An 11,033-nucleotide genomic window follows, 5' to 3' on the forward strand; every position below is an offset into this window, starting at 1 on the left:
ACGCATTGAGCAACTACTGCGCGATCGCCGTCGTCCACCTCTGCTACTATACGGTCAGCGACGTATGGGTAAAACTTCCCTCCTCAATAACATCGGAAAGTTACTACCTAATAACATCATCCCCATGTTTGTAGACTTGCAAGGCGCACCTTCATCAGCTAGTGACCATACAGGTTTTCTCTACAACCTGGCTAGAGAGATGGAGAAGTCAGCGAAAAAGCAAGGTGTAACTCTACCATCCCTAGCCCGCGAAGTGCTACAATCTGACCCCTTCACCTATTTCTATGAATGGTTAGATAAAGTAGAACAGGCTTTAGAACAAAACACCGCCTTACTAGCGCTAGATGAATTCGAGGTGCTAGACAACGCCATAGCCAAAGGTCGCTTTGATGAACAGGATATTTTGGGAATGCTGCGTCACCTTATCCAACATCGTCCCCGCTTCAAGGTTTTACTGGCTGGCTCTCATACTATCGAAGAATATCAGCGCTGGGCTAGTTATCTCATTAATGTTCAAGTAGTGCATATCTCCTACCTCAAAGAAACGGAAGCACGACAATTAATTGAACATCCCGTCAAAGATTTTACCTTGCGTTATGAACCTAACGCTGTTGAGCGAGTGCTACAACTCACCCGTTGTCACCCATTCTTAGTACAACTACTGTGTGCAGAAATTATTGTCCTTAAAAACGAACAAGACCCCTCTATTCGGCGATTGGCAATTTTAGCGGATGTGGAAGCCGCGATACCAGAAGCTTTGCAAAGTGGTGGCTTTTTCTTCGCTGACATTCAAAACAACCAAGTAGACGCTACTGGAGAAGCTATTCTACGTTTTATCGCTGCTCAAGGGGAAGGAGCTATAGTTAGCCGCCAAACTCTATTGCAAGAGTTCCCCAATGCTAATATTACTTTCAGCTTGCTGTTGCAACGGGAGTTAATTGAGGAAGTTGACGACAGCTATGGCTTCCAGGTGGAGTTGATTCGCCGTTGGTTTATTTGAATCATGTCCGGTAAATTAATTTATGATATGTCATTGTGAACGTTCGCGGAGCGTCTCGTAGAGAAGCGAAGCGATCGCAAGAATGTTAGGATTGTTTCGCTGCGATCGCAATGACAAGTATTTAGCTGGACATAATAAGTAACTACGCAAAATTAATTACAGTCATTGCGAGCGAAGCAAAGCAATCCCAGCCCTTGCGATTGCTTCATTTCGCTTCGCTGCATTCGCAATGACATTGTGTAATTAATTATGTTTACCTACTTATCAAAGGCTCATTCACGAGTATAAAAGACTCGTTAACGGAGTTCAAAGACTCATTAACGAGTATAAAAGACTCGTTAACGGAGTTCAAAGCCTCATTAATGGAGTTATTATGTCCGGTTGCTTAGTTGCTAAACCCCAGAACCCCACCCCTTACTCCCCTCGCCTTGGTAACTACGGTGTACACACAAGTCTTGTCGCAGCCATATCTTTATTAATTAATAAATCTCGCACTGCGTTTCTATCCCGCCTCAGAATGAATTCCGAGTCTCAGAGCCACTGTCCACTTAAGTGGACTAAATTGATTATTCAGTCCACTTAAGTGGACTTCAGCTATTAGCCCTGAACTTTAGTTCTGGGCGGGATGTCGGGAAGTGTGACAGTTTAGCTCTGAAAAAATGTGGATAAAATATCGCTTTCAGCTTGTTAATATTTTATGTACTAAAGCGCCGCTAGCTCAGAAAAACTATAGCCAAGTTAATTATGTAGATAATCCAGATCCCCGACTTCTCAAAGAAGTCGGGGATCTAATTGCAGAATGTTCAAAATTGATTGCTATTCTTACAGGTGCGATTTCGGTTATTTTAGCGATCGCTTACTTCATCCTAATCCAACTGCTAAATTACCACGACATGAAACCTACCTCGATCATTTGATGATATACCAAATACCGTTATTACTTTGACGTAAAATCTGGTATCTTTGCTCAACAAATTCCAGCAGCTTGGGAAAATTTTCTTTGATTATCGCCTGTGGTTCATAATCAATGAAAATATAAGGAGGCTTTGATGAATCTAACTGCTCTACAAGTGTTAGCCATTGCTCAGGCAAAAAATATTCAAGTGCCCAACCACGTAGGATTGTTGCTTGAGTCCGACCAGAAAAGTAGTAAATAGCTGGATCACCAGCCACATAAATCTCACCAGCAACACTTCCTGGTTGAGAAATAAAGTTAGCCTCTGATTGAAGGGATGGATATTTTTTTCTAAAGACAGCCTGATATCTCAATCGTGTATCTTCAGTTAAAGCAAACTTATTATTAACCAGAGTTGCACTCTTTTTTATAAGAGTGGATGAAAAAGGTAAGAACAATAAAAATATGAGCATAATTGTCGGTATTTGGGAACTTAATTCTTTTAAAGAGTCCCATAATATATCTAATCCTTTTGTTGCTAAAATACCTACAGGTACAAATAGCAGTAAAAAATGGTATTCCCACAATGCTTTATATTGTAGAGCAATAACACTCAAACCGAAAATGCACCAAACAACAAGTAACAAAGTTAATATATTTTTAGACTTACGCCATGAAGCATCTATTGCCACAATAGCCATTAAAGCTAAAGGAAAAAAATTCTGTATAAACCATTTGATTCCCGAAATAAAATCCTTCTGATTTAATGCAGAATTAGCAATAATAAGAGGCGGATATATAAAAAATGTCCGATACACTATTGACAAACTATTAAACCACGCAAAATAGCTGGCAACCACTAAAAGAGGAAATATAATCCCTAGAAATATTGGCAAACAAATTTCAATAAATATTTTTTGAATGCTCTGTCTCTTTATTAATACAGAATACATTAATATAGTTAGCCAAAACGAAAATAATATCAGCAAAAATATTAATTTAAATAAGAGGACAATTCCGCCAATAAAGCCAGAGAGTAAAAGCAGGATAAATCTTTGCTTTCCTTCGCTTTTAAAAGATTGAAAAGTTAGCCAAAGACAAAGGAATAAAGGAAAACCAACCAGTGCTTCCACTTGAGTAAGATGCCAAGCGCCTGAAACAACATAGTAAACACCAACCGTTAACAAAGGTACTAGGCTTGCGATTACCTGATGCCGAAAATAGCTTTTTAGAGTCAGTAGCAATATTATCGAAAAAAATACCATGTAAATAAGTTCAAAGGCATGGATGCCAATCTCATTAAAACCAAACAAAGTTCCTGCCAAAAAATAAAAGCAGAAAATTCCTGGTTGCTTTATATCCCAAAAATCACGATAGAGTACTTTTCCTTGTTGCATTTCTAAAGCACCTAGCCTAAAAAATGCTTGATCTCCGTCAAATGGAAAAGGTAAATGTACAAGACCAATTATGACAATAATAATTACAATTAAAAAGTCAATTCTATTTAATTTAGTAGTACTAATCATGACATTTTTAGTTTAAATATAAGTGACTACCCCGCATTAGTGAATATCCTAGCGAGATAACAGTAAGTATGTAGCTTCTTGGTCACTAATAATGTTTAGATAATGTTTATAAACTGTAAAGAAACTGTAATAGAGAATAGCTATAAGCCTTTTATTACTTAACTTTAATCTTAACTTTGTTATGCTCTACCAACCTTTTTATAGTTTGCAAATGTTTGCAGTGTAAGCAAAACTCCATATTTATATCTTGTTTTAATAAGCAGATAGGCACAGAAAAACTAAACTATGTAAAGAGAAATAAGTCGAATGCATTACTAACGGGTCTAAAGCGTTGCTTTGATCAACTGCAAGTATATTGGTCAGTGTGTGGTGTGTGTCTCAAGTATTAATGTAGATATAGACACAGCACAATAACTTGCACTAAAGGAAATACTGATGGAGCGTTCAAAATTAGTCGCCATTATTACAGGTGCGATTTCGATCATTTTAGCGATCGCTTACCTAATCTTAGTCCAACTGTTAGACTACCGGGACATGAAACCCGCACCCATCAGCCAATTTGACCAAACGCCTGCGATTATTTCTGTTTTTTGGCAGGTTGACAAAATTACCGAAGCGTGAGTTAAATTTAGCTGAATTGTAGAGACGCAAAGGACTTCACTTGCGTCTTTTATCATTTATGTCAATAAGTAAAAACTCATGATGAATAGATAAAAAACAATAGCTATTATCCATTACTCAAATAGTTTTATATATATAAGATTTATTTAGAGGATTTATCTCAAATTTGTTTAGATAAAGTAATACCATTTGGACAGATATAACGGTAAGCTGTTTTAAAGAACATTAAATAAAGATAAATTTGTCTGATCTGCGTAGGCATAGCCCATCGTAGACATCGCTAGGTTAACGGGGATCAACGCCAGTTGACTCAAACCCCCAAATTTTTGATGAGAATATAGAGGTAAGTTAATGGCTCAGTTTCTACTGGAGACTGTTTGGCTAGTTCCGTGCTATGCCTTAATAGGTGGCTTGTTAGCCGTACCTTGGTCGCCGGGGATCATTCGGAAAACAGGGCCAAGACCGGCGGGTTATGTAAATTTGGTAATGACATTTTTGGCGTTTGTACATAGTGCGATCGCTTTACAAGCAACTTGGAATCAGCCAGCCGAAGAAGTATTTATTCCTTGGTTATCTACAGCTGGTTTAGACCTGACCATTGCTTTGGAAATATCCTCGGTGAGTGTCGGCGCTTTAGTTGTGATTAGTGGCTTGAATTTGCTGGCGCAGATTTATGCGATCGGTTACATGGAAATGGATTGGGGTTGGGGACGCTTCTATTCCTTATTAGGATTATTTGAAGCGGGACTATGTGCCCTTGTTCTGTGTAATAATTTGTTCTTCAGCTACGTAATTTTGGAAGTCCTGACGCTGGGAACCTACTTACTAGTTGGCTTATGGTTTAGTCAGCCTTTGGTAGTCTCAGGTGCGAGAGATGCTTTCTTAACTAAGCGGGTGGGAGACTTATTCTTGCTGGTGGGCGTGTTGGCATTATGGCCTTTAGCTGGAACTTGGAGTTATCCAGAACTAGCCAAGTGGGCGGCGACTGCTAACGTCAACCCGACAACCATGACACTGGTAGGTTTAGCCTTAATTGCCGGTCCGATGGGTAAATGTGCCCAGTTCCCCCTGCATTTGTGGTTGGATGAAGCTATGGAAGGCCCTGTTCCCAGTACGATTTTGCGGAATTCGGTAGTAGTAGCTAGTGGTGCATGGGTACTGATTAAATTGGAACCAGTGTTAACTATCTCGCCCATAGTTTCCTCGGCTATGGTAGCCATTGGGGTAGTGACAGCGTTGGGTGCTTCTTTAATTGCGATCGCTCAAATTGATCTTAAGCGCTGTCAATCCTATTCTGTCAGTGCCTACATGGGTTTAGTATTCATCGCCGTGGGAGTGCAACAATACGAAACGGCGCTATTGTTAGTACTCACCCATGCCATATCTGCCGCCCTGTTGGTAATGAGTACTGGGGGAATTATCTGGAATAGCATTACCCAAGACGTAACCCAATTAGGCGGATTGTGGACACGCCGTCCAATTTCAGCAATAGCCTTTATCGTCGGGACTTTGGGATTAATTGGTTTTCCTCCCTTGGGTAGTTTTTGGGCGTTGGTGAAATTAGCAGATGGCTTGTGGGAAACCCAACCTTGGTTAGTGGGAGTAGTGATAACGGTGAATGTTTTGACAGCCGTGAGTTTAACGAGAGAATTCGCTTTAATTTTTGGCGGTAAAGCTACACAAATGAGTCAGCGATCGCCTGAAGCACACTGGCCAATGATTTTGCCAATGATAATTTTACTTGGTGTCAGTCTACATCTTCCTTTAGTGTTGCAAAGCTTATCACTTTTACCCGATTGGGGAAACCTAAATAAAGATGTCGCACTGCTTTTAATTTGGTCGAGTATTTCCGGTTGCAGTATAACTGGCGTGGTTTATTTAGGCAATATTCCTAAACCGATTCGCCTCCCTTGGCAAGGTTTGCAGGATTTATTCGCATACGACTTTTACACCCCCAAACTCTATAAAATGACCATTATTTTTGGAGTTGCCAAAATTTCCCAACTTGCCGATATGATTGACCGCTTTGTAATCGATGGCATCGTTAATTTCGTTGGTTTATTTTCGCTATTAGGGGGTGAAGGTCTTAAATACAGCACCTCTGGTCAAACCCAGTTTTATGCCCTAACCGTTCTTTTAGGAGTAGGTGTTTTAGGAATGTGGGTAACTTGGCAATTTTGGGGAATACAGTTTTTAAACTTGATTTTCCCAATTTCGACACTTGGGTAGCAGTAACTATCCTACTAAAAGTTAACAGTTTAATATTTTGAGGAGAATTCCATGAGCAGACAACATCCCCAGTTCAATCTTTCCAGAAGAAGTTTATTCAAGTTTGGTGCAGGTGCGATCGGTACAGGAGTATTGACAGCCGGACTTAGCTCAAACTTACTTGCAGCCGAAAAAAAAGCCCCAGTAGCGCCAGCAGAAGATGATATTACCCCCGATAAAGCATTGCAAGAATTATTAGATGGTAATGAAAGATTTGTCAAATCAAAACGTCGCAATCCCAACCAAAGTCAATCACGTTTACTCGAAGTTGCCAAAAGTCAAAAGCCCTTTGCTTCTATTCTTGGTTGTGCAGATTCACGAGTTCCTTCAGAGATTGTTTTTGACCAAGGACTTGGAGATTTATTTGTCTGCCGTATAGCTGGGAATATTGCCACACCACAGCAAATTGGTAGCTTAGAATTTGGCAGTTTAGTATTAGGCTCCAAAGTCATTATGGTAATGGGGCATGAAAGATGTGGTGCAGTAGATGCCGCAATCAAAGGTGCTCAAGTGCCAGGGCGAATTGGAAGTTTACTTGAAGCAATTAAACCAAGTGTAGAAAGTTCAAAAGAGCAATCAGGAGATAAGTTAGAAAACGCTTGTAAAGCAAATATTTTGGCGCAAGTTGAAGAATTGAAATCATCATCAGTTTTATCTGAATTGATCAAGGCAGAAAAACTGAAAATAGTTGGTGGCTATTATGATTTAGATACTGGCAGAATCAGTATGGTTAATTAGATTTTTTAAATCTCGTTTCCAGGTTCAACCTGGAAATGTACTTTGTTGCTATGCTGCCGCGAATTCAGAGACATTTATAACAATTACCAATTTTTTAAAATCCCAAATTGCCATGTTAAGTGTATTGATTTGGCTGCCAATTCTCGCTGCTATTTTCATAGCAATATTACCTGCAAGTATCCCTAAAGATCGTATCCGTTTAATAGCATTAATTTTTTCAGGAATAGTTCTCTTCTGGAACCTGTTTATCCTGCTAAAATTTGATATCAGCAATCCAGGGATGCAATTTAAAGAATACTTACCCTGGAATGAAACCCTTGGATTGAGCTATCAAATAGGTGTTGATGGGCTTTCTATATTAATGTTGGTGTTAAATAGCCTGCTCACCTGGATTTCTATTTACAGCAGTAGTAAAGAAACTGAACGCCCCCGGCTGTTCTACTCCCTGATTTTATTAGTTAGTGGAGGAGTTGCAGGCGCTTTCCTCGCTGAAAATTTGCTGTTATTCTTCCTATTCTACGAACTAGAATTAATCCCTTTCTACTTACTAATTTCCATTTGGGGAGGGGCAAAACGGGCTTATGCTGGAATTAAATTCCTGATTTATACTGCTGTTTCAGGAGCATTGATTCTAGCAACATTCTTGGGTATGGTATGGCTGAGTGGTTCTACCAATTTTGCTTTTGATGCATTCTCTACAGAAAACCTCTCAACAGCAAAACAAATCCTTTTACTAGCAGGGATAGTACTGGGTTTTGGTATTAAAATTCCTTTAGTTCCCTTCCATACTTGGCTACCGGATGCTTACGTTGAAGCTTCAGCACCAATTGCCATTCTTCTCGGTGGCGTGTTAGCAAAGCTGGGAACCTATGGACTGCTGCGGTTTGGGTTGGGGATGTTTCCCGATGCTTGGAGTATTATTGCACCGACTTTGGCAATTTGGGGAGCAGTCAGCGCTATCTATGGGGCAGTAGTTGCGATCGCTCAGAAAGATATCAAGCGCATGGTAGCATACAGTTCCGTCGGTCACATGGGCTATATCTTGCTAGCTGGTGCTGCTAGTACTCCCTTAGCACTTGTGGGTGCAGTCGCCCAAATGTTTAGCCACGGTATCATCCTGGCGATTCTCTTCCACTTGGTGGGAGTTGTAGAAGCGAAAGTTGGTACTCGCGAGTTAGATAAACTTAATGGTTTGATGAGTCCCATACGCGGTTTACCTCTAATTAGTGCCTTATTAGTTTTAGGTGGAATGGCTAGTGCTGGTATTCCCGGTTTAACAGGATTTATCGCGGAATTTATCGTCTTTCAAGGTAGTTTCTCTGTCTTTCCTATCCCGACTATTTTGTGTGTAGTAGCTAGTGGATTAACCGCAGTTTATTTTGTCATCCTCCTCAACCGCACTTGTTTTGGCAAACTAGATAACTTCGCCTATTATCCCAAAGTCTTTTGGGCTGAGAAAATACCAGCTTTAATTTTGGCAGCTTTCATCATCTTTTTGGGAGTACAACCCACTTGGTTAGTACGTTGGAGTGAATCCACAACTACAACAATGGTGGCTGCAATTCCCGCTTTAGAAAAAACCGTAATCTCTGAAGTCGCACTGAAATAGCTTACAGGTTATAGGTTACAGTTTTTTCCTCTATTCCCATTCCCCACTCCCCACCCCCCATTCCTAATAACATGACAGCAATTAAAACAGCAATTAAATTACCTCCTTCCAAACACGAATTTGCTGATGTAATTCACCGCTTAGAAGCAGGCGGTGCAATGTTACCGGATACTCCAGAAAATTTGATGCAAATCATCGGTTTATATAAAGCTTATGCTGTGCCGATGGATTTTTACTGGCGCGACCTACTTTATATTGCCGAACGCGAATTTTTAAACCCGCTTCCCTTCTTCAAATACTTCTTACCCAAAGAGTATTTAGAACTGCATAATCATTACGCTGGCGATGATGCCGATTTACGAATTTGGCGCGGCGAAGCTACTGCACATCCAGAACTTTTGGCATTTATTGAGAAGGGTGAAACTTTCAAAATGCCGAAGTTGTTGCATCACTTGTTTCACGATCGCATTAACATGGAATTTGCGGAAGCTTGTATGCGGGCGATGTTGTGGCACAGAGGGATGGGTGGACAATTTGACCCTTACCTAGATTCCGAAGAATACAAAGCCAACGCTGATAAGGCAATTAAAGCTTACTTCCAAGGCAACCCCGTAATGCTGGGGCTTTACAAGCTGTTCCCGGATATGTTTTTGGAACAGTGCCGCCAGATGTCATACTACGCTAATCTGGGCTTATTCTGGGAAATCATGGCCCCAGTATTCTTTGAAATGTCCGATCGCTATGACGAAGGTACCATTAGCAGCGTCCCAGAGGCAATGAGTTTCTTAGTTAATGGGATATTTGCGATCGCAGGTCGTCCCATTTACCATCACGTTTATATCCGTGGTGAATGCTATGAAATTATCCCCAAATCTAAGGGTTTCATGTGGCTGTACGAAGCAGCATTACCTTATGTAGAAGCTGTTTTCTACCGTACCGCACCCTTCCGGGGAACAAAATCTTATAATGCTCAAGCGCGTCAAGTACCAGCAGACCAAAAAGACTTTCACTATGGTATTCTTTACGCTGATGTATTTCCAGTGGGTACTGCTGGCATTCCTCCCACATTATTAATGCAAGATATGTTGCATTTTTTGCCGCCATATCTTGTTGATTACTACAGCCAACATTGCCGGGGTGAAGAAGATATGTTGATTCAGTTGGGAGTTAGTTTTCAACGGTCAATGTACTGTGTAACTTCTGCGGTAATTCAAGCCTTGAGAACTGCACTTTTATATCCGTTAGATGACCCAAATCCCAAGCATTTACAAGCCAATCGAGACTTTTTTGAGATGCAGCTAAATCGCTTTACTCGATCCGATTACAATATTCGTGATGCTGCTCGTTTGGGGAGTATTCAAAAGCAAGATTATAGATAAGAGATACACCTAACATCATGTCCGGCTAAAAACTTATCATTTAGAGCGCAGGGGGCAGGGAGGAAGGGGAAAGAGGCTTTTCCGATTTTTGCACAGATCCGGTAATCATAAGTGATTCACCGGACTTGATATAAGAGATTATAAACTTGGCTATTATTAACCAATGAACTAAGTGAAAGCATGATGTAGCTGCGATAGTTCTCTCATTAGTGGAATTAAGATGCGATCGCCATCACCAATGTTTTTGTTCTAGTAATGGGTGTGGGCATTACATCTGAGAATAGCTTTAGCTGATTAGGTTCCACGGATATTACGGAGAGCGTGCCAACTAGCTGAATTATTCCCTAAAACCGAAATGTAATAAATCTGTTAACGAGTTTACCAGAGCGATCGCTCGTACACAGTATCATCTTAGAAGCCGCACTTACAATCCCAATGCACCCTTGAGGTAGGGTGTTGACTTTGATGAAATTTGGTGATTTTCGGTTCATGCTATTTCTGTGAGAGGAAAAAATATCTTTCCTGTCATTGCGAGCGGAGCGAAGCAATCGCCTGGGATTGCTTCGCTCCGCTCGCAATGACTACACAAATTTTGCATGAATTTTTACCCCCTAAAAAGGCACAAAGTCAACAGCCTACCCTTGAGGTGTAGTCTCGGTCAAATTCAGCGTTAGGATTTAAAATAGCTTTATGATTTTTATGAGACGCATATTTGAAGTTATTTAGGTCTACTAGCAAAAGATTCTCAAGTTTATTCTGCAACATAGTGAATGGTGAATCACCTAAAGGTGATTCGTGCAATGCTGGTATTGAAGGTTCTTTCAGAGTCAAAGAAAGTGCAGGGAGATGAAAAAGTATGGCTGAACATCTATTTCATGACCAACTGAGTTTAGAAGAACAAGCTGAAAAACTCGGAAAGCAAGCACTAAGCTTAGGTTTGATTCCCAGCTTTGTGGTGCATTACTTTCCCGATACCTGGATATTTTATATACCTAAT

Annotated in this window: 8 protein-coding genes; 7 read left to right on the top strand and 1 reads right to left on the bottom strand. The window is 40.5% G+C overall.

The window, feature by feature from the left end:
• Both VE944_RS24085 and VE944_RS24090 read left to right on the top strand, forming a co-directional pair.
• The coding region (locus tag VE944_RS24085) for an AAA family ATPase (protein WP_324982997.1) at positions 1 to 1,000 on the top strand (1,000 nt) is incomplete at its 5' end.
• A gap of 659 nt (positions 1,001 to 1,659) precedes the next feature.
• Positions 1,660 to 1,917 (top strand): hypothetical protein, encoded by a 258-nt coding sequence (locus VE944_RS24090; RefSeq protein WP_324983015.1) that lies wholly within the window; start codon positions 1,660 to 1,662, stop codon positions 1,915 to 1,917.
• On the opposite strand, the gene VE944_RS24095 is transcribed toward VE944_RS24090, so the two are convergent.
• The gene (locus VE944_RS24095; RefSeq protein ID WP_324982999.1) at positions 1,910 to 3,421 is read right to left on the bottom strand and encodes a hypothetical protein; all 1,512 of its coding nucleotides are present in this window, start codon (positions 3,419 to 3,421) and stop codon (positions 1,910 to 1,912) included. The two genes, VE944_RS24090 and VE944_RS24095, sit on opposite strands and share 8 nt — an antisense overlap.
• Positions 3,422 to 3,856: 435 nt before the next feature.
• Here VE944_RS24095 and VE944_RS24100 point away from each other — a divergent pair, with 435 nt between their 5' ends.
• The 5 genes from VE944_RS24100 to VE944_RS24120 all read left to right on the top strand — a co-directional run bounded on the left by VE944_RS24100 (position 3,857) and on the right by VE944_RS24120 (position 10,036).
• Entirely contained in the window at positions 3,857 to 4,042 is a 186-nt protein-coding gene (locus VE944_RS24100; protein WP_229486015.1) for a hypothetical protein, read from the top strand.
• 351 nt (positions 4,043 to 4,393) lie between these two features.
• Positions 4,394 to 6,271, top strand: coding sequence for an NAD(P)H-quinone oxidoreductase subunit F (locus VE944_RS24105; RefSeq protein ID WP_324983004.1), 1,878 nt, complete (start codon positions 4,394 to 4,396; stop codon positions 6,269 to 6,271).
• Positions 6,272 to 6,322: 51 nt separating this feature from the next.
• Positions 6,323 to 7,048, top strand: a complete 726-nt coding sequence (locus tag VE944_RS24110) for a carbonic anhydrase (RefSeq protein ID WP_324983007.1) — start codon at positions 6,323 to 6,325, stop codon at positions 7,046 to 7,048.
• Positions 7,049 to 7,160: 112 nt separating this feature from the next.
• Positions 7,161 to 8,657: an NADH-quinone oxidoreductase subunit M gene (locus tag VE944_RS24115; protein ID WP_324983009.1), complete on the top strand. Its 1,497-nt coding sequence runs from the start codon at positions 7,161 to 7,163 to the stop codon at positions 8,655 to 8,657.
• A 71-nt stretch (positions 8,658 to 8,728) separates the two neighbouring features.
• The gene (locus VE944_RS24120; protein ID WP_324983012.1) at positions 8,729 to 10,036 is read left to right on the top strand and encodes a CO2 hydration protein; all 1,308 of its coding nucleotides are present in this window, start codon (positions 8,729 to 8,731) and stop codon (positions 10,034 to 10,036) included.
• The last annotated feature ends 997 nt before the right edge of the window (positions 10,037 to 11,033 follow it).

The organism is Nostoc sp., from assembly GCF_035638895.1.
Lineage (GTDB): Bacteria > Cyanobacteriota > Cyanobacteriia > Cyanobacteriales > Nostocaceae > Nostoc.